General features: G+C 64.2%; 15 protein-coding genes and 1 tRNA gene. 12 read left to right on the top strand and 4 right to left on the bottom strand.

Annotation, left to right across the window (positions count from 1 at the left end):
• Positions 1 to 206: 206 nt before the first annotated feature.
• Both J7548_RS07360 and J7548_RS07355 read left to right on the top strand, forming a co-directional pair.
• A complete protein-coding gene (locus tag J7548_RS07360; RefSeq protein ID WP_290972475.1) occupies positions 207 to 2,819 on the top strand; it encodes a chemotaxis protein CheW in 2,613 nt (870 codons plus the stop codon).
• Between the two features lie 93 nt (positions 2,820 to 2,912).
• On the top strand, positions 2,913 to 3,398 hold the full coding sequence (locus tag J7548_RS07355) for an asparaginase domain-containing protein (protein WP_290972472.1): 486 nt from the start codon (positions 2,913 to 2,915) through the stop codon (positions 3,396 to 3,398).
• A 21-nt stretch (positions 3,399 to 3,419) separates the two neighbouring features.
• Here J7548_RS07355 and J7548_RS07350 read toward each other — a convergent pair whose 3' ends face one another.
• Positions 3,420 to 4,322: a LysR family transcriptional regulator gene (locus tag J7548_RS07350; RefSeq protein ID WP_290972469.1), complete on the bottom strand. Its 903-nt coding sequence runs from the start codon at positions 4,320 to 4,322 to the stop codon at positions 3,420 to 3,422.
• Positions 4,323 to 4,435: 113 nt separating this feature from the next.
• On the opposite strand from J7548_RS07350, the gene J7548_RS07345 reads away from it, so the two are divergent.
• A complete protein-coding gene (locus J7548_RS07345; protein ID WP_290972466.1) occupies positions 4,436 to 5,479 on the top strand; it encodes a YeiH family putative sulfate export transporter in 1,044 nt (347 codons plus the stop codon).
• A gap of 86 nt (positions 5,480 to 5,565) precedes the next feature.
• Here J7548_RS07345 and J7548_RS07340 read toward each other — a convergent pair whose 3' ends face one another.
• Complete coding sequence (locus J7548_RS07340; RefSeq protein WP_290972463.1) at positions 5,566 to 6,042, bottom strand: SRPBCC family protein; 477 nt, start codon at positions 6,040 to 6,042, stop codon at positions 5,566 to 5,568.
• A gap of 117 nt (positions 6,043 to 6,159) precedes the next feature.
• Here J7548_RS07340 and J7548_RS07335 point away from each other — a divergent pair, with 117 nt between their 5' ends.
• From J7548_RS07335 to J7548_RS07300, 8 genes are all read left to right on the top strand, one after another.
• Complete coding sequence (locus tag J7548_RS07335) at positions 6,160 to 8,232, top strand: UvrD-helicase domain-containing protein (protein ID WP_290972459.1); 2,073 nt, start codon at positions 6,160 to 6,162, stop codon at positions 8,230 to 8,232.
• A 278-nt stretch (positions 8,233 to 8,510) separates the two neighbouring features.
• Positions 8,511 to 9,320 (top strand): basic amino acid ABC transporter substrate-binding protein, encoded by an 810-nt coding sequence (locus J7548_RS07330; protein ID WP_290972456.1) that lies wholly within the window; start codon positions 8,511 to 8,513, stop codon positions 9,318 to 9,320.
• A gap of 29 nt (positions 9,321 to 9,349) precedes the next feature.
• Positions 9,350 to 10,150 (top strand): basic amino acid ABC transporter substrate-binding protein, encoded by an 801-nt coding sequence (locus tag J7548_RS07325; RefSeq protein ID WP_290972453.1) that lies wholly within the window; start codon positions 9,350 to 9,352, stop codon positions 10,148 to 10,150.
• A gap of 35 nt (positions 10,151 to 10,185) precedes the next feature.
• Positions 10,186 to 10,929 (top strand): amino acid ABC transporter permease, encoded by a 744-nt coding sequence (locus J7548_RS07320; protein ID WP_290973326.1) that lies wholly within the window; start codon positions 10,186 to 10,188, stop codon positions 10,927 to 10,929.
• A 48-nt stretch (positions 10,930 to 10,977) separates the two neighbouring features.
• A complete protein-coding gene (locus J7548_RS07315) occupies positions 10,978 to 12,243 on the top strand; it encodes a TIGR03862 family flavoprotein (RefSeq protein WP_290973323.1) in 1,266 nt (421 codons plus the stop codon).
• Positions 12,240 to 12,449 carry a SlyX family protein gene (locus tag J7548_RS07310; protein ID WP_141913870.1) on the top strand — a complete coding sequence of 70 codons (210 nt, stop codon included), beginning with the start codon at positions 12,240 to 12,242 and terminating at the stop codon, positions 12,447 to 12,449. The genes J7548_RS07315 and J7548_RS07310 overlap by 4 nt, the downstream gene beginning before the upstream one ends.
• Positions 12,450 to 12,482: 33 nt before the next feature.
• Positions 12,483 to 13,634 (top strand): DNA polymerase IV, encoded by a 1,152-nt coding sequence (gene dinB / locus J7548_RS07305; protein WP_290972447.1) that lies wholly within the window; start codon positions 12,483 to 12,485, stop codon positions 13,632 to 13,634.
• Between the two features lie 86 nt (positions 13,635 to 13,720).
• Entirely contained in the window at positions 13,721 to 14,647 is a 927-nt protein-coding gene (locus tag J7548_RS07300; RefSeq protein ID WP_290972444.1) for a recombination-associated protein RdgC, read from the top strand.
• A gap of 82 nt (positions 14,648 to 14,729) precedes the next feature.
• On the opposite strand, the gene J7548_RS07295 is transcribed toward J7548_RS07300, so the two are convergent.
• Positions 14,730 to 15,413 carry a TetR/AcrR family transcriptional regulator gene (locus J7548_RS07295; RefSeq protein ID WP_290972441.1) on the bottom strand — a complete coding sequence of 228 codons (684 nt, stop codon included), beginning with the start codon at positions 15,411 to 15,413 and terminating at the stop codon, positions 14,730 to 14,732.
• 327 nt (positions 15,414 to 15,740) lie between these two features.
• Here J7548_RS07295 and fusA point away from each other — a divergent pair, with 327 nt between their 5' ends.
• On the top strand, positions 15,741 to 17,846 hold the full coding sequence (fusA, locus tag J7548_RS07290) for an elongation factor G (RefSeq protein WP_290972439.1): 2,106 nt from the start codon (positions 15,741 to 15,743) through the stop codon (positions 17,844 to 17,846).
• 224 nt (positions 17,847 to 18,070) lie between these two features.
• Here the strand turns inward: fusA and J7548_RS07285 are convergent.
• A tRNA-Asp gene (locus tag J7548_RS07285) sits at positions 18,071 to 18,147 on the bottom strand.
• Positions 18,148 to 18,153: the final 6 nt, after the last annotated feature.

Raw genomic sequence — 18,153 nt, 5'->3', positions numbered from 1 at the left:
TCGAGAGATAACCGTCCGTTCTGGCTACAATCCGCAGCGCGCAAAACGATATAAAACAATTTCCACACAGAAAAATCTCGCGACCAACCTTGGCACGTAACTTGCAGCTCGGTCCGCGCAAAACACAAAAACAAACAACAACTGATGTCGGAAGATCCAGCATCGCGGTTCGTTGGTCTTGCGGCACAACCAGAGGGAACAACAACATGCCACAAGCCACGCAAGCAGAAGCCGTACCCACCGAAACCTTTTTACCCTACATGCGCGACGTCGCCAAATGCGAACAGTCGCTGCAGGAACTTAACCTGATGTGGCGCGTCATCGAGGCCTCGGCCAAGATGAACTGCCCCACGGAAGCCAAGACCATCCTCCCGACCATGGCCGCCACCCGCTCGGGGTTTTCCCGGCTGGAACGCGAACTGGTGAACAGCCTGGTGGAGGAAAAGGTACGCAACGTGCTGGCCGGGATCGGCACCAAGGCCCAATACGTGATCGACATCGTGGTACGCAACCTGTTCGAGCGCACCGCCGACGTCGGCTTCCTGGCGACCGACCGCGAGCTGTGCAACTTCGTGGCGGGCGGCGCCGACTCGGCCGATGCCGTTGATGCGGCGCGCTACCGTCTGCGCGAATACCGCAACAAGTACACCGTCTACGACGAAATCATCCTGACCGACACCGAAGGCAATGTGCTGGTGCAGATCGACCCGGCCACGCCGCTGGAGCACAGCACCGACCCGCTGATCAGGCAGACGCTGGAGTCCGATACCTACGTCGAGACCTTCCGCGCCACCGACCTGCGCCCGGCCAAGGACCGTGCACTGATTTATTCGCGCCGCATGCACCATCCCCAAACCGGTGCGGTGATCGGCGTGCTGTGCCTGTGCTTCCATTTCGAGGAAGAGATGGCCGGCATCTTCGCCGCCCACCGCGATCCGGAAGCGCGCGCCAACATGCTGCTGCTGGACGGCGACAACCGCGTCATCTCCAGCGCCGACGAACTGTGGATCCCGCCAGGCACCGTGGTCCCGGTCAATACCGGCGGCCAGCCGCGGCTGATGATGTTCTGCGGCCGCGAATACCTGGTGCGCACCTTCGCTTCCGACGGCTACCAGGGCTATCCGGGCCCCGTCGGCTGGCAGGGCCAGGTGATGGTCCCGGTCGAAGTCGCCTTCACCGGCATCGCCAGCGACGTGCTCTCGCGCCTGTCGCCGGAGCTGGCGGAGGGGCTGCTGTCGCACGCGCATTCGTTCTGCCCGCCGCTGCACGACATCATGACGGCGGCCAAGACCATCCAGCGCATCGTCTGGAACGGACAGGTGATGACCGCCGGCCAGCGCGGCGAAATGCTCAAGCTCAAGACCATCCTCGACCAGATCAGCGAAACCGGCAACCGCAGCAACGAGCTGTTCGCGCAGTCGATCCACGACCTGTACCAGACCGTGCTGTCGTCCAGCATGCGCGATGCGGAGTTCACGACCAGCCTGCTGGTCGACCTGCTCGACCGCAACCTCTACGAACGCTCGGACGACTGCCGCTGGTGGGCGCTCACGCCGGAACTGCGCGCGGCGCTGGCGCAGCCGGCGATCGACGAAGCCACCACGGCCAGGTTGGCCGAGATCCTCGCCTACATCAACGGACTCTACACGGTCTACACCCGCCTGTTCATCTATGACCGCAACGGCCGCATCATCGCCAGCACCGGCGACGATCCAGGTGGCGTGGTCGGCAGCAGCATCGATGATGCCACGCTGGCGCAGGGGAGCTCCCTGCGCAGCCCGCAGCACTACCATGTCAGCGCCTTCGGCCCCAGCGACTTGTACGGCGGGCGGGACACTTACATCTACCACGCGGCTGTGCGGGCGCTGGACAATGATGCCGAGGTGGTGGGCGGCATCGGCATCGTGTTCGATGCCGCGCCGGAATTCCGCAACATGCTGCGCGCAGGGCTGGCGGGCAAGGAAAAAATGAGCGCGTTCTACGTCAGCCGCAACGGGCGCATCCTCTCCAGCACCGACGACAGCCGCCCGGTAGGCGGCACGCTGGACATCGACCTGGCCATGCTGCAGCTGGCCAATGGCCAGTGCAGTTCCGGCGTCACCTTGCATGACGGCCAATACGCCATCGTGGCTTGCAGCGCCTCCAACGGCTATCGCGAATTCAAAGTCAGCGACGGCTACAAGGAAGATGTGATCTCGGTAGTGTTCCAGTGCTTTGGCGCGGTGAACCAGGGCGGCCTGCAAAGCGCATCCAGCGAATTCCTGCTGGAGAGCGGCGCCACCTCGCCGGAAGACCTGGAATACGCCACCTTCTTTTCCGACAACAGCCTGTTCGCCCTCCCGGCGGCCAACGTGATGGAAGCCGTGCCGTTCTCCTCCGTACTGCCGACCTCGATGGGCAACCGCCCCGGACAGGTCGGCATGATCGGCCTGAACCGCGACGACCAGCACAAGGAATTCATCTGGGTATTCGACCTCGGCCACCTGATCCGCGGCACGCGCTCGGCGGTGACCAGCAGCAGCCAGGTGATGATCGTACGCCACGGTGCGCACACCATCGGCTTGCTGGTCGACGAGTTGCATGCCGTGCCGCAGTTCAGCCCGTCGCAGATCACCCACACGCCGCTGGCCATGCAGGGAGACTCCATGCTGATTTCGCAAGTGATCAAAGCCAATGGCGGCAAACTGCTGATCCAGGCCATCGAGGTCGAACGCTTGTTCGCCTACGTGGTCGACGGCATCATCGCGCTGCCGCCGGTACAGGAAGCGGATGCCGCCAACCTGGCCATGCCGGAAGAAAGGCAACTCATGGCGGCATGAGAATCCGGGCTGCGGCAAGTCCCTGGAGGAAGGGCGAGGCGCCGTCCGTGTAAGATAACGGGCGGCGTCTTCTTTACTTCCAACAGGACCACCATGACCCTACGCATCATCGCCACCGGCGGCACCTTCGACAAGCATTACGACGAGATCGCCGGCACGCTCGATTTCGGCGCCAGCCACCTGCCGCAGGTCATCGCCCGCGCGCGCATCACCGCCGAAGTGGCCCTGGAAGAATTGCCGCTGCTGGATTCGCTGGAAATGAAAGACGCCGACCGCCAGCGCATCCTCGCCAGCTGCCGGCAATCGCCCCAGGGCGCCATCGTCATCGTACACGGCACCGACACCATGCAGCTGACCGCCCAGGTGCTGGGCCAGGCGCAACTGGACAAGACCATCGTCCTGACCGGTGCCATGATCCCCTACGAAATCGCCAACTCCGACGCGCTTTTCAACTTCGGTTTCGCCTGCGGCGTGGCGCAGGTGCTGCCGCCCGGCGTCCATGTCGCCATGAACGGCCGGGTATTCGCCTGGGACAAGGTCGCCAAGAACCGCAGCGCCGGCGTCTTCGAACAAACCTGACAAACCAGGAAGGCGCGCCGCTCAGGCGCGCTCATGCATGCGCGCCCACTCGCGGCAGAATTCCAGCAAGGCCGCCAGGCTGGGCGAAGGCGCCCGGTGGCTGCTCACCACCATGTAGAAATGCCGGCGCAACACCGGCAGCGGCGTGGCCAGTTCCACCAGCTTCCCCGACTCGATCAGGTCTTCCACCACCGCGCGCGACAGGCAGCTGATGCCCAGGCCTTCGGCCGTGGCGCGCTTGATCGCCTCCGAGTTGCCGAATTCGAACGAGGAAGGCAGGTGGTGCAGGTAAGGGATCAGCGCATGCTCGACCGCCTCGCGCGTGCCGGAGCCGGTCTCGCGCAACAGCCAGTCAGCCTCGCGCAGCATCTTGAAGCTGATCTTGCGGCCGGCGGCTACGATCGGGTGGCGCGGCGCCGCCACCACGATCAGCTCATCGGTCATCCAGGGCTCCACGTTGACGTCGCTGGCATGGCACGGCCCCTCGATCAGCGCCGCGTCGACTTCGAAATTGACCACCGCGTCGACGATATCGGCCGTGTTGGCCACCAGCGCGCGCACGCGCGCCCCTGCATGCAGCTTGCGGTAGGCCGAGATCATGGCCGGCAGCATGTAGCTGCCGATGGTGGTGGAGGCGCCGATATGCAATTCGCTGCCCGCAGCCGGATCGGCGAACTGGCGCTCGATGGTCTGCGCCGCATCCAGCATGTGGCGCGCCTGCGGCAACAGCAGCCGGCCGCTGTCGTTCAAGACCAGGCGCTTGCCGACACGGTCGAACAGCTGCACGCCGAGCAGGTTTTCAAGTTCGTTGAGCGATGCGCTGGCGGCCGACTGCGACAGCGCGACCATGCCGGCCGCGGCCGTGGTGGAGCCGGACTGCGCCACCGCCAGGAAGATCTGCAACTGCCTCAGGGTAATTTTCATGATCGCCAATCAATCAACTAAATAGGTTGATATTAACAAAATAACGCGTTTTTCTTTTATGCCACGGGAGCGTAAAGTCCACCCATCCCAAAAACACTCGAGTGGAAAGCGAAATGCGTACCGCCAGCCGTTCCCAAACCCTCCCGCCGGTTTTGCCCGGCCTGGCCCTGTCGGCCGCCGTCGCCTGGGCCGCGATGCGCCTGGGCGACATCGCCTGGCTGCAAGAACACGGCTTCTCGGCGCTGACCGTGGCCATCGTGCTGGGCATCGTGCTGGGCAATACCCTTTACCCGAGCGTTGCCGCGCATTGCGGCGACGGCGTGCTCTTCTCCAAACAGACGCTGCTGCGCGCCGGCATCATCCTGTACGGCTTCCGGCTGACGCTGCAGGACATCTCCCATGTCGGCCTGGCCGGCGTGGCGATCGATGCCGCGATGCTGCTGTCCACCTTCGGCCTGGCCTGGCTGGCGGGCGTGAAACTGCTGAAGCTGGAGCGCGACGCGGCGCTGCTGATCGGCGCCGGCAGCTCGATCTGCGGCGCGGCGGCGGTGATGGCGACCGAGCCGGTGCTGCGCGCCCGCAGCGAACAGGTGACGGTGGCGGTGTCGACCGTGGTCATCTTCGGTTCGCTGGCGATCTTCCTCTATCCGCTGCTCCACACCCTGCAGGCGGAACCGGCATGGGGCGTGCGCCTGCCCGACTTCGGCATCTACATCGGCTCCACCGTGCATGAAGTGGCGCAGGTGCTGGCCGCCGCGCGTTCGATCGACCAGCACACCGCCGACACCGCGGTCATCACCAAGATGGTCCGGGTGATGATGCTGGCGCCGTTCCTGCTGGCGCTGTCGATGAAGGCCGGTCCGGCCTCCTCTTCCGGCCAGCGCGGCAAGCTGTCCATCCCCTGGTTCGCGTTCGCCTTCATCGGCGTGGTGCTGTTGAACTCGGTGATGCCGCTGCCAGCCGCCGTATCCCAACTGGTGCTGCAGGCCGATACGCTGCTGCTGGCCATGGCCATGGCGGCGCTGGGCCTGACCACCCACCTGTCGGCGATCCGCAATGCCGGCATGAAGCCGATGATCCTGGGCGCCATCCTGTTCGCCTGGCTGGTCATCGGCGGCGCGCTGGTCAACGGCGCGCTGGGCCGGCTGCTGGCCTGAAGCATCCGAAAAAAACGCGGGCCGGTGCAATACCGGCCCGCGTTTTTATTGGCGCAATGGGTTCCGCGCGCCCGGAGAACCGGCCCTCAATGCACCGAACCCGAACCGCCGGCTGCTATCTCGCGGATGATGCGTATGGTATCGATGTCGGCCTCCTGGTAAGCCGAGCGGCGGAATTCGTTGTAGAAGGCTTCTTCGCTGCCGGCGACCTCGGGCTGGCCGTCGTCGTATTCGAAGCGCACGAACAACTGCCCGGGCTGCGGCTCCTCGATGGTCATGCTCATGCGCGAGGCGTTGATGTCGCCCTGGCTCGGCACCTCGTACAGCACCTGGATCTGCGGCAGGTAAGTGACCTTGTCGCGCACCACCAGTCCGCCGTAGCGCAGTTCGCGTTGCACGCCGCCGATGCTCTTGTCGGTCAGACGGCAGTCGTCCAGATGCGGCATGAACAGTTTGGGCGATTCGGCGCGCAGAACCAGGCCCTGCCACAGTTCCTCGCGGGTCAGGGAGTCGATCAGCGGATTGAGCGGATCGTTGATCTGGATGAGGTGATTGAATTTCATATCGATGATGCTTCTGCTGTGTTTGATTGGCCGTCCACGGCATTGTCCCACATCGGGCGTCCATATCGGGGCTGATACAATGGCGCGTCTTTTCGTTCCTGCCCGCCCCCGATCCGTATGTCCGCCCCCTCCTTCGGCCTGAACAAGCCCCAAAGCGAAGCCGTCCATTACATGGCCGGGCCCTGCCTGGTCCTGGCCGGCGCCGGTTCGGGCAAGACCCGCGTCATCACGCAGAAGATCGCCCACCTGATCGAGAACTGCGGCTACGAATCGAAGAATATCGCGGCGCTGACCTTCACCAACAAGGCCGCGCTGGAAATGCAGGAGCGCATCGCCAAGCTGCTCAAGGACCCGAAGCAGGCCAAGCACCTGACGGTGTCGACCTTCCACTCGCTGGGCGTGAAGATCCTGCGCCAGGAATCCAAGCATCTGGGGCTGAAGGACCGCTTTTCAATCATGGACAGCGACGATTGCTTTTCCCTGGTGCAAGAACTGGCGGTGACCACCGACAAGGCCATCATCCGCGGCATCCAGAATTCCATCTCGCTGTGGAAGAACGGCCTGGTCGATCCCGAGGTGGCGCTGAAGAACGCGCGCACCGAAGACGAGGCGCAGGCGGCGCGCATCTTCCGCAGCTACGTCGCCACGCTCAAGGCCTACCAGGCGGTCGACTTCGACGACCTGATCCGGCTGCCGGTGGAGTTGTTCCAGACCAACGAGGAAGTGCGCGACCGCTGGCAGCGCAAGCTGCGCTACCTGCTCATCGACGAATACCAGGACACCAACACCTGCCAGTACGAACTGGTCAAGCTGCTGGTCACCGGCATCGGCAAGAAACCGATGTTCACCGCCGTGGGCGACGACGACCAGGCCATCTACGCCTGGCGCGGCGCCACCATCGAGAACCTGAAGCTGTTGGGCGTGGACTTCCCCAACCTGCACCTGATCAAGCTGGAGCAGAACTACCGCTCCAGCACGCGCATCCTGCAGGCGGCCAACGCGGTGATCTCCAACAACCCCAAGCTGTTCGACAAGACCCTGTGGTCGGAACACGGCCTGGGCGACCCGATCAAGGTGATGGCGATGGACGACGAGGAGGCCGAGGCCGACCAGATCGCGATCTCGCTGTCGGCGCACCGCTTCGAGCGCCACGCCAAGTTTTCCGACTACGCCATCCTGTACCGCGGCAACCACCAGGCCCGCATCTTCGAGAAAGCGCTGCGGCGCGAGCGCATCCCCTATGTGATGTCGGGCGGCCAGAGCTACTTCGACCGCGCCGAGATCAAGGACATCATCGCCTACCTGCGCCTGATCGCCAACCAGGACGACGACCCCGCCTTCATCCGCGCCGTCACCACGCCGCGCCGCGGCGTCGGCCAGGCCACGCTGGAAGTATTGGGCACGCTGGCCGGCCAGTGGCAGTGCTCGCTGTTCGAGGCGGTCTACAAGGGCGGCCTGGAAGACAAGCTGACCGACCGCCAGTTGCTGCCGCTGCGCAAGTTCTGCGACTTCATCAATGCGATGGAGTCGCGCGCCACCCGCCCCGGCCCTTCCGGCAGCGGCGAGAATGCCGCCAAGCTGCTCGACGAGATGATGGAAGCCATCAACTACGAGTTCTACCTCTACGACTCGTTCGAAGAGCGCGCCGCCCAGGCCCGCTGGCAGAACGTGGTGGACTTCACCAACTGGCTCAAGGAACGCGCCTGCGGCGGCCGTGACCGCGACGGCGAGGAAAAAAACCTGCTCGAAATCACCCAGATGGTGGCGCTGATGAGCATGCTCGAAGGCAAGGACGAGGAGCAGGACGCGGTGCGCATGTCGACCCTGCACGCCTCCAAGGGGCTGGAATTCCCGCACGTGTTCCTGGTCGGCGTGGAAGAAGGCATCCTGCCGCACAAGGGCGACCCCGACACGCCGCCCGAAGAAGCCGCCGCTCGGGTGGAAGAGGAACGCCGCCTGATGTACGTGGGCATCACGCGCGCGCAGCGCTCGCTGCACCTGTCGTGGTGCAAGCGCCGCAAGCGCGCCAAGGAAATCATCGAGTGCCAGATCTCGCGCTTCGTCAAGGAAATGCGCCTGGACGAAGGCGACGCTGTGCCCAAGGAAACCGAACAGATCACGCCGCAGGTGCGCCTGGCCAACCTCAAGGCCCTGCTGCAAAAGCCGCGGGCGACGCCAGATCCGGTCTGAACCACGGTTGCTCGCCACGGCGGAAATTGCGCGCAAAGCTTTCCGTTTTCGCAACTTTCACCGGAACCCGAGGCCGCCGGAGCAAAAAAACGTGGTTTCCGCGGAATTTATTTACGGATTTTGTGTGCAATCGCCCGCTGCCGAGGCGCTGCAGTTTACAATCTCGCCTGCAAAAAAATCCCGCCGTTTCACCAAGGAAACACTTTCGCGCTACCGGCCCGGCCGCCGCGACGGGCGGCGATGCCATCCATTTTTCACATACGACGAAGGTTTTGAAGATGAACAACACGTTTTTCCGCCGCGCGCGCCTGTTCGCGCTGACCGCCGGTTTCATCGGCCTGCTGGGCCTGGCCGGTTGCGGCAAGCAAGAAGACAAGACCGCCGCCGCGCCGCAAGCCTCGGCCCAGCCGCGCGTCTACCTGGTCGGCGTGGAATCGGCCTATGCGCCGTTCTCGTCGGAAAACGAGCAGAAGACCGTGGTCGGCTTCGACATCGACGTCATGAAGGTGCTGGCCAAGAAGATCGGCATCGAAGTGAAGTTCGTTCCGACCCCGTTCGAAAGCATCTTCAACTCCCTGGCCCAGGGCGACCTCGACCTGCTGATCTCGGCCATCACCATCACCGACGAGCGCAAGAAGTCGGTCAGCTTCTCCGATCCCTACTTCGTCGCGACCCAGGCCATCGCCGTGCCGGCCAATGACACCAAGGTCACCAAGATGGACGACCTGAAGACGCTGGCCGTGGGCACCCAGAGCGGCACCTCCGGCGACGAGCTGGTGCAGCAGGTGCTGGGCAAGAACAGCGCCAAGATCAAGCGCTTCGAATCGACCCCGCTGGCGCTGAAGGAACTGGAAGGCGGCGGCGTCGATGCGGTCGTGGCCGATGAGCCGGTGGTGAAGAACTACATCGCCAACAACCCCAACAGCAAGCTGCGCACCGTCAACGACCCGACCTTCCCGAAGGAAGACTACGGCATCGCCGTGCGCAAGGATGATCCGGAACTGCTGGCCAAGGTCAACAAGGCCCTGGCCGAGATGAAGGCTGACGGCAGCTTCGCCGCCATCAGCGCTCAATACTTCGGCAAGTAAGCCCCAACAGCCCGATCCGGAGGATTCCCATGCCAGCCCCATTCCATCCACGCCGCCGCCTGCTGCTCTCGGCCACGCTGTCGGCATTGCTGCTCGGCGCCTGCGGCAAGCAATCGAACGATCCGCAAAACCAGGCCAACCGGGTCTACCGGGTCGGCACCGATGCCGCCTATGCGCCGATGGAAATGGTGTCGGCCGACAAGCAGATCACCGGCTTCGATATCGACCTGCTGCGCGCCATCGCCGCCAAAAGCGGCTTCGAAGTGGAGTTCGTCAACACGCCGTTCGAGAGCATCTTCAATTCGCTGGCCCAGAACGACCGCGATGTGCTGATCTCCTCCATCACCATCACCGACAAGCGCCGCCAGATGGTCGATTTCTCGGAGCCCTACTTCGAGGCGCGCCAGATGATCGTGACCACCCAGGAGAACCAGCATATCCACAATGCGCAGGACCTGATCCCGCTCAAGATCGGCGTGCAAAGCGCCACCACCGGCGACTTCATGGCGCAGAAACTGCTCGGCGGCAGCAATCCGGCGATCCGGCGCTTCGAATCGATGCCGATGGCGCTGGCCGAACTGGCGTCGGGCGGCGTCGACGCCGTCATCGGCGACGAGACGGTGGTGCGCCACTTCCTCCATAACAACCAGGTCGGCGACGCCCGCAAGGCATTGCGCCTGCTCAGCGACGACGGTTTCGAGAAAGAGTACTACGGCATCGCCGTGCGCAAGGGCGAGCAGGAGCTGCTGGAGAAGATCAACCGCGGCCTGGCCGCGGTCAAGGCCGACGGCACCTACGACAAACTCAAGGTGAAATATTTCGGCTCCTGATGCAGCCGGACTGCTGAACAACCGCTGAACGTATGATGGATTTTCGCTGGAGCATCATCCAGGGCTACGCCCCTTTGTTCGTCAAGGGCCTGATCACGACCTTGCAGGTCTCGCTGATCGGGATGCTGGCCGGCATCCTCATCGGATTGCTGGTCGGCATGCTCAGGCTGTCCGACGTCGCCCACGGCCCGTGGCGCTGGCCGCTGCGCGTGGGCCGCTGGATCGCCGGCTTCTACGTCGCCTTCTTCCGCGGCACGCCGCTGTTCGTGCAGATCATGCTGATCCACTTCGCGGTGATGCCGGTGCTGGTGCACCAGGAATACGGCCTGCTCATTTCCGGCGACCTGGCGCGCGTCATCAAGCAGGACTACGGCGCCTTCCTGTCAGGAACGGTGGCGCTCTCGCTCAATGCCGGCGCCTATATCTCCGAAATCTTCCGCGCCGGCATCCAGTCGATCGAGCGCGGCCAGTCCTACGCCGCCGCCAGCCTCGGCATGAACTACCGGCTGACCATGCGCTACGTGGTGCTGCCGCAGGCGTTCCGCCGCATGCTGCCGCCGCTGGGCAACGAGGCCATCACCCTGCTCAAGGATTCCTCGCTGGTCTCGGCCATCGGCCTGGCCGAACTGGCCTATGCCGCGCGCACCGTAGCCGGCACCTATGCCCGCTATTGGGAACCGTACATCACCATTTCCGTGATCTACTTCAGCATGACCGTGTGCCTGGCGCTGGTGGTAGCCCGCCTGGAACACAAGTACAGCGCGCCGCACCGCCGCTGAAACCGATTCAATCACCGTGGCGGGAGGTATCATCCCGCCATGACGACGATGCAAAACCTCCCCACCCTATCCCCCGGCGCGCGCGTGGCCGTGATCGGCGCCGGCCCGGCCGGCCTGATGACGGCCGAAGTGCTGGCGCAGCACGGCGCGAGCGTCGACGTCTACGACGCCATGCCGTCGGCCGGACGCAAGTTCCTGCTGGCCGGCGTCGGCGGCATGAACATCACCCATTCCGAGCCGCAGCCGGACTTCCTGCCGCGCTACGGCAACCGCCGCGAGCAGTTGGCCCCCTTCATCCGCCGTTTCGATTCCGGGCGCCTGCGCGCCTGGATCCATGCGCTGGGCATCGACACCTTCGTCGGCAGCTCCGGCCGCGTCTTCCCATTGGAGATGAAAGCGGCGCCCTTGCTGCGCGCCTGGCTGCACCGCCTGCGCGAATCGGGCGTGCGCCTGCACATGCGGCACCGCTGGCTGGGCTGGAACCCGGACGGCTCGCTGCGCCTGGCCGCGCCCGCGGGCGAAACCGGCGTGCAGGCCGATGCCGTCGTGCTGGCCCTGGGCGGCGGCAGTTGGCCGCGCCTGGGTTCGGACGCCGCCTGGGTGCCGCTGCTGCGGCAACGGCAGGTCGAAGTGGCGCCGCTGCAGCCTTCCAACTGCGGTTTCGACCTCACCTGGAGCGAACACTTCCGCGAACGCTTCGCCGGCCAACCGGTCAAGCCGGTGGTGGCCAGCGTGGCACGGCCCAATGGCGGCATGCACACCCGCCGCGGCGAATTCATCGTCACCGCCGACGGCATCGAAGGCAGCCTGGTCTACGCCTTGTCGGCCGACCTGCGCGACGCCATCGCCGCCGACGGCCAGGCGCACCTCTACCTTGATCTGCTGCCCGACTGGCCGCTGGAAAAGGTACAGGCCGAACTGGCCCATCCGCGCGGCGCGCGCTCCATGTCCAGCCACCTGCAAAGCCGCCTGCACCTCAAGGGCGTCAAGGCCGGCCTGCTGCGCGAACTCGCCAGCAAGGAAGACTTCGCCGATACCGGTAAACTGGCGCGCGCCATCAAGGCCTTGCCGCTGGCGCCGACGCGCCCGCGCCCGATCGCCGAAGCCATCAGCAGCGCCGGCGGCGTCAGTTTCGAAGCGCTGGACGACGCACTGATGCTGCGCGCCCTGCCCGGCGTGTTCTGCGCCGGCGAAATGCTGGACTGGGAAGCGCCCACCGGCGGCTACCTGCTGACCGCCTGCTTCGCCACCGGCCACGCAGCCGGCGCCGGTGTATTACACTGGCTATCCGCCCAACAGGAGCTACAGAAGTGAGCAGCGAAGACCGCATCATCGACATCGAAACCAAGCTGGCGCACCAGGAACACCTGGTAGACGAGCTGAACCAGGCCGTCTATCGCCAGCAAAAGAAGATCGACGAACTGGAAATGCTGCTGGGCGCGCTGGCCAAGCGTTTCCGCGAATTGTCCGACGCCAGCCAGGACCGCGCGGCGGCCAACGAGAAGCCGCCGCATTACTGACGCCTCCTCCGCCCGCGCCAGTTTTCTTCCATCATGGACGCCGACCGCCGCATCGCCCACCTGGACATGGATGCCTTCTATGCCTCGGTGGAACTGCTGCGCTATCCCGAATTGCGCGGCCGGCCGGTGGTGATCGGCGGCGGTTCGGCGACCAAGCCGGTCGAACTGCCGGATGGTTCCCGCCAATATTTCCGCATGCGCGACTATGTCGGGCGCGGGGTGGTCACCACCTCCACCTATGAGGCGCGCGCCCTGGGCGTGTTCTCCGCCATGGGCATCATGAAGGCGGCGCAACTGGCGCCGGACGCGATCCTGCTGCCGACCGACTTCGAGTCCTACCGCAAGTATTCGCGCCTGTTCAAGGAAGCCGTGGCAAGCATCGCGCCGCAGATCGAAGACCGCGGCATCGATGAGATCTACATCGACCTCTCGGCCTGGCCCGATACCGTGGAAGAGGTCGCGCGCCGCATCAAGGCGGCGGTGCATGCCGCCACGTCGCTGACCTGTTCGATCGGCGTGGCGCCCAACAAGATGCTGGCCAAGATTTCCTCCGAGCTGGACAAACCCGACGGCCTCACCATCCTCACCCGCGGCGACATCGAACGCCGCATCTGGCCGCTGCCGGCGCGCAAGATCAACGGCATCGGCCCCAAGGCGGCGGAGAAGCTCGCCGCACTGGGCATCGAGACCGTGGCCGACCTGGCGCGGGCCGCGCCCGACCTGCTGCGCGCGCATTTCGGCCGCAGCTATTCCGAATGGCTGGGCCGGGTGGCGCAAGGCATCGACGACCGGCCGGTGCAGACCTACTCGGAACCCAAGTCGATCAGCCGCGAAACCACGTTCGAGCGCGACCTGCACGCGCGCGCCGACCGCGCCCGCCTGTCTGAAATCTTCACCGCGCTGTGCGTGCGCCTGGCCGACGACTTGAAGCGCAAGGGCTATGTCGGGCGCACCATCGGCATCAAGCTGAAGTACGCGGACTTCCGCGGCGTCACGCGCGACGTCACGCTGCCGGAACCGACCGGCGATGCCGGCGCGATCCGCCAGGCGGCCGGCGAATGCCTCAAGCGCGTGCCGCTGGACAAAAAGCTGCGCCTGCTGGGCGTGCGGGTGGGCAGCTTGTCGCACAAAGATGCACCCATCGAACCGCCGCGCGCGGTGCAAGGCGAACTGCCCTTCTCCTGAGAAGTTGCCACGATGCATGCGTGGACAATCCGGCATCGCCCGGCCGGGGCCAGGCGTGTAAAATGGCTGCTTTTGCCCGGAACGTTATGTGGTTTAAGAACCTCCAGATCTATCGCCTGCCCGCGCCGTGGGCGATCACCGCCGACGAGCTCGAATCCCATCTCGCCCCACAGGCATTCACCGCCTGCCCCAGCCTGGAAATGCAAAGCCAGGGCTGGGTTTCGCCGCGCAACAACGAGAAGCTGGTGCACGTGGTGAACCGCCAGTTGCTGCTGCAGCTCTCCACCGAAAAGAAACTGCTGCCCTCGACCGTGATCAACCAGGTCACCAAGGCGCGCGCGGCCGAGCTGGAAGAGCAGCAAGGCTTCCCGCCGGGACGCAAGCAGACCAAGGAATTGAAGGAGCAGGTCACCGACGAACTGCTACCGCGCGCCTTTTCCATCGTGCGCAGCACCTGGGTCTGGATCGACCCGGTCAACGGCTGGCTGCTGGTCGACGCCGGCAGCCCCGGCAAGGCCGAGGAAGTGCTGAAGCTGCTGTTCAAGGCGATCCCCAAGTTCCCGCTGGAAAACCTGCGCACCGCGATGTCGCCGGCGGCCGCCATGACCGACTGGCTGGCCAGCGACGAAGCGCCCAACGGCTTCACCGTGGACCAGGACACCGAACTGCGCTCCACTGCCGAAAGCAAGGCCACCGTGCGCTATGTGCGCCACACACTGGAACCGGACGACGTGCGCCGCCACATCGAATCCGGCAAGCAATGCACGCGCCTGGCGATGACCTGGGCCGACAAGGTGTCCTTCGTGCTGACCGAGAACCTGTCGGTCAAGCGCATCGCGCCGCTGGACGTGCTCAAGGAAGACGCCGACTTCACCGGCAAGAACGAAGATGAGCGCTTCGACGGCGACTTCATGCTGATGAGCGGCGAACTGTCGAAACTGCTGGACTCGCTGGTGGACGCGCTGGGCGGCCAGTTGAAGGAAAACGACGGCTCAATGGCGCGGGCGGCGTAAGCTGCCGGTGAAATAACCATCCATCCAATAAAAAAGGGAGCAATCATTGCTCCCTTTTTCTTTGCCTCGATCCGGATGCCGCTCAGGCCGCCTTTTTCGCCGCCTTGCGCCGCACTGGCGGGGCCTCGCTCCGGCGCACGGCCAACACGCTCTCCAGCGGCAACATCGCATGCTGCAAGGTGGCCGCCAGCCGCGCATTGGACACGCCGTCGCGCGCGCCCAGCGCCATGCCGTTCAGGAAACTGGTATAGAAGTCGCCCAGCGCCGTGACGTCGGCATCGGCGCGAATCTCGCCATCGCGCTGCGCCTGCTGGAGACGCGCGCGGATCTCGTTGCGGCGTTTGTGGCGGCGCTGCGAAAGGTCGTCGCTATGCCCGGCATTCTCGGGCGCACAATTGATCGCCGAGATCACCACCATGCACCCCCTGCCCGCCGGCAATCCTGGCCCGGCCACGCCGCCCTTGCCCGAATACATCTGCACGCTGGCGCGCAGCATCGCGTATAAATCCTCGTAAATGCCGTTGCCGGCCTGCAACTCGCGCAACGGCCCGGCGCTGACGGTGCGCGAATAGAAATCCACCGCCTCGCGGAACAAGGCGTTCTTGTCGCCGAAGGCCGCGTACAAGCTAGGCGCCTTCACGCCGATCGCTTCTGTCAGGTCGGCCATGGTGGTGCCTTCGTAGCCCTTGCTCCAGAAAACCTGCATGGCCTGCTGCAGCGCCTGCTCGCGGTCGAAACTGCGCGGGCGGCCGCGTGTTCGTATCATCGGTACTCCTTCATTGCCTGGAACTCATTTCCTTTGCCGTCGCGGTGGCAACCGCACAACGCAGTGTAGTTTATTTTAATCTGCATTACAAAAATATCGGGGATTGCTCTTGAAGAAACTCCCTGGTGTTCCTATTATCTAATCCTCGTTACATAAATATGGCGGGATAGGAGCAAGACAAGCGTAAGACAAGTACCAGAATTGCCTTGCTGCCAACGGAATCGAGGCCCGCTCACCATGCCAAGGCCTCTTTCATCAACAACAAATCATTTCATCACCATCCACGCAACGCACTGAGGAATGACGGCACCACTGAAAGGACATGCCATGAGCCGCAAGACCCGAATAGAAAACTACCGCAACATCGGTATCAGCGCCCACATCGACGCAGGCAAGACCACGACCACCGAGCGCATCCTTTTTTATACCGGCGTCAACCACAAGATCGGCGAAGTGCATAACGGTGCGGCCACCATGGACTGGATGGAGCAGGAACAGGAACGCGGCATCACCATCACCTCGGCCGCCACCACCGCCTTCTGGAAGGGCATGGCCGGCAATTACCCCGAGCATCGCATCAACATCATCGATACCCCGGGCCACGTCGACTTCACCATCGAGGTGGAACGCTCGATGCGCGTGCTGGACGGCGCCGTGATGGTGTACGACTCGGTGGGCGGCGTGCAGCCGCAGTCCGAGACCGTCTGGCGCCAGGCCAACAAGTACAAGGTGCCGCGCATCGCCTTCGTCAACAAGATGGACCGCATCGGCGCCGACTTCTTCCGCGTGCAGCGCCAGATCGAGGAGCGCCTGAAAGGCAAGGCCGTACCCATCCAGATCCCGGTCGGCACCGAAGACCATTTCTCCGGCGTGATCGACCTGGTCAAGATGAAAGCCATCATCTGGGACGAGGCCAGCCAGGGCGTGCTGTTCAAGTATGAAGACATTCCGGCCGAGCTGGAGGCTACCGCACGCCAGTGGCGCGACAACATGGTCGAGCAGGCCGCCGAGGCCAGCGAGGAACTGCTGGAGAAATACCTGTCCGGCACGCCGCTGACCGAGGACGACATCAAGCACGGCCTGCGCCTGCGCACCGTGGCCAACGAGATCGTGCCGATGCTGGCCGGCAGCGCGTTCAAGAACAAGGGCGTGCAAGCCATGCTGGATGCGGTGATCGACTACCTGCCTTCGCCGGTCGACGTGCCGGCGATTGCCGGCCATGCCGAGGACGATACCGAGATCGAGCGCCACCCGTCCGACGACGAACCGTTCTCGGCGCTGGCCTTCAAGATCATGACCGACCCGTTCGTCGGCCAGCTGACCTTTTTCCGCGTCTACTCGGGCATCGTCAATTCGGGCGACACCGTGTACAACCCGGTCAAGGGCAAGAAGGAACGCCTGGGCCGCATCCTGCAGATGCACGCCAACGAGCGCAAGGAGATCAAGGAAGTGTTCGCCGGCGACATCGCCGCGGCCGTCGGCCTGAAGGACGTCACCACCGGCGACACGCTGTCCGATCCGGAGCATCCGATCATCCTGGAACGCATGGTGTTCCCGGAGCCGGTGATCTCGCAGGCGGTGGAGCCGAAGACCAAGGCCGACCAGGAAAAGATGGGCATCGCCCTGAACCGCCTGGCGCAGGAGGATCCGTCCTTCCGCGTGCATACCGATGAAGAGTCGGGCCAGACCATCATGTCCGGCATGGGCGAGCTGCACCTGGAAATCCTGGTCGACCGCATGAAGCGCGAGTTCAACGTCGAAGCCACCGTCGGCAAGCCGCAGGTGGCCTACCGTGAAGCGATCCGCAAGGCGGTGGATGACGTCGAAGGCAAGTTCGTCAAGCAGTCCGGCGGACGCGGCCAGTACGGCCACGTAGTGTTGAGGCTGGAACCGCAGCCGGCCGGCAAAGGGTATGAGTTCGTCGACGCCATCAAGGGCGGCGTGGTGCCGCGCGAATTCATCCCGGCGGTCGACAAGGGTATCCAGGAATCGCTGAAGGCCGGCGTGCTGGCGGGCTACCCGGTGGTGGATGTGAAGGCGACGCTGACCTTCGGCTCCTACCACGACGTCGACTCCAACGAAAACGCCTTCCGCATGGCCGGCTCGATGGCCTTCAAGGAAGCGATGAAGCGCGCCGGCCCGATCCTGCTGGAACCGATGATGCAGGTCGAGGTGGAAACGCCCGAGGAGTTCATGGGCAACGTGATGGGCGACCTGTCGTCCCGCCGCGGCATGGTGCAAGGCATGGAAGACATGGTCGGCGGCGGCAAACTGGTGCGCGCCGAGGTGCCGTTGTCGGAAATGTTCGGCTATTCGACCACGCTGCGTTCGCTGTCGCAGGGACGGGCCACCTACTCGATGGAGTTCAAGCACTATGCGGAAGCGCCGGGGCAGGTAGTGGCGCAACTGACGGGGGCCAAGGCTGGGCGTTGATTGTTTTGCCGCAGGAAGGAAAGCCGGTGCCTCTTGGGGAGTGCCGGCTTTTTTATTGATTCGTTTTGCCTGAGTGGCAATTTGATGTGGATTTAAGTGCCTTGGCCAGCGTAATCAAGGCATCAGGGGTTCACCCACGCAAACGCGGGCCGCGGATTCGCTATGCGAATCCGGAATACAAAAGCAAAACGCCTGTTCAACTTTCGTTGAACAGGCGTTTTTATTGGCGGAGCGGACGGGGCTCGAACCCGCGACCCCCGGCGTGACAGGCCGGTATTCTAACCAACTGAACTACCACTCCTAAAAC

Origin of the sequence: Herbaspirillum sp., from assembly GCF_017744395.1 — a bacterium.
Lineage (GTDB): Bacteria > Pseudomonadota > Gammaproteobacteria > Burkholderiales > Burkholderiaceae_D > Herbaspirillum.
Note: the sequence above shows the minus strand (reverse complement) of the source record. Positions and strands in the feature narration are given on the sequence as shown.

What these genes read in the sequence shown, in the direction of transcription:
- J7548_RS07360 (WP_290972475.1), top strand. Translation starts at nt 207, where the DNA reads ATGCCACAAGCCACGCAAGCAGAAGCCGTACCCACCGAAACCTTTTTA.
- J7548_RS07355 (WP_290972472.1), top strand. Translation starts at nt 2,913, where the DNA reads ATGACCCTACGCATCATCGCCACCGGCGGCACCTTCGACAAGCATTAC.
- J7548_RS07350 (WP_290972469.1), bottom strand. Translation starts at nt 4,322, where the DNA reads ATGAAAATTACCCTGAGGCAGTTGCAGATCTTCCTGGCGGTGGCGCAG.
- J7548_RS07345 (WP_290972466.1), top strand. Translation starts at nt 4,436, where the DNA reads ATGCGTACCGCCAGCCGTTCCCAAACCCTCCCGCCGGTTTTGCCCGGC.
- J7548_RS07340 (WP_290972463.1), bottom strand. Translation starts at nt 6,042, where the DNA reads ATGAAATTCAATCACCTCATCCAGATCAACGATCCGCTCAATCCGCTG.
- J7548_RS07335 (WP_290972459.1), top strand. Translation starts at nt 6,160, where the DNA reads ATGTCCGCCCCCTCCTTCGGCCTGAACAAGCCCCAAAGCGAAGCCGTC.
- J7548_RS07330 (WP_290972456.1), top strand. Translation starts at nt 8,511, where the DNA reads ATGAACAACACGTTTTTCCGCCGCGCGCGCCTGTTCGCGCTGACCGCC.
- J7548_RS07325 (WP_290972453.1), top strand. Translation starts at nt 9,350, where the DNA reads ATGCCAGCCCCATTCCATCCACGCCGCCGCCTGCTGCTCTCGGCCACG.
- J7548_RS07320 (WP_290973326.1), top strand. Translation starts at nt 10,186, where the DNA reads ATGGATTTTCGCTGGAGCATCATCCAGGGCTACGCCCCTTTGTTCGTC.
- J7548_RS07315 (WP_290973323.1), top strand. Translation starts at nt 10,978, where the DNA reads ATGCAAAACCTCCCCACCCTATCCCCCGGCGCGCGCGTGGCCGTGATC.
- dinB (WP_290972447.1), top strand. Translation starts at nt 12,483, where the DNA reads ATGGACGCCGACCGCCGCATCGCCCACCTGGACATGGATGCCTTCTAT.
- J7548_RS07300 (WP_290972444.1), top strand. Translation starts at nt 13,721, where the DNA reads ATGTGGTTTAAGAACCTCCAGATCTATCGCCTGCCCGCGCCGTGGGCG.
- J7548_RS07295 (WP_290972441.1), bottom strand. Translation starts at nt 15,413, where the DNA reads ATGATACGAACACGCGGCCGCCCGCGCAGTTTCGACCGCGAGCAGGCG.
- fusA (WP_290972439.1), top strand. Translation starts at nt 15,741, where the DNA reads ATGAGCCGCAAGACCCGAATAGAAAACTACCGCAACATCGGTATCAGC.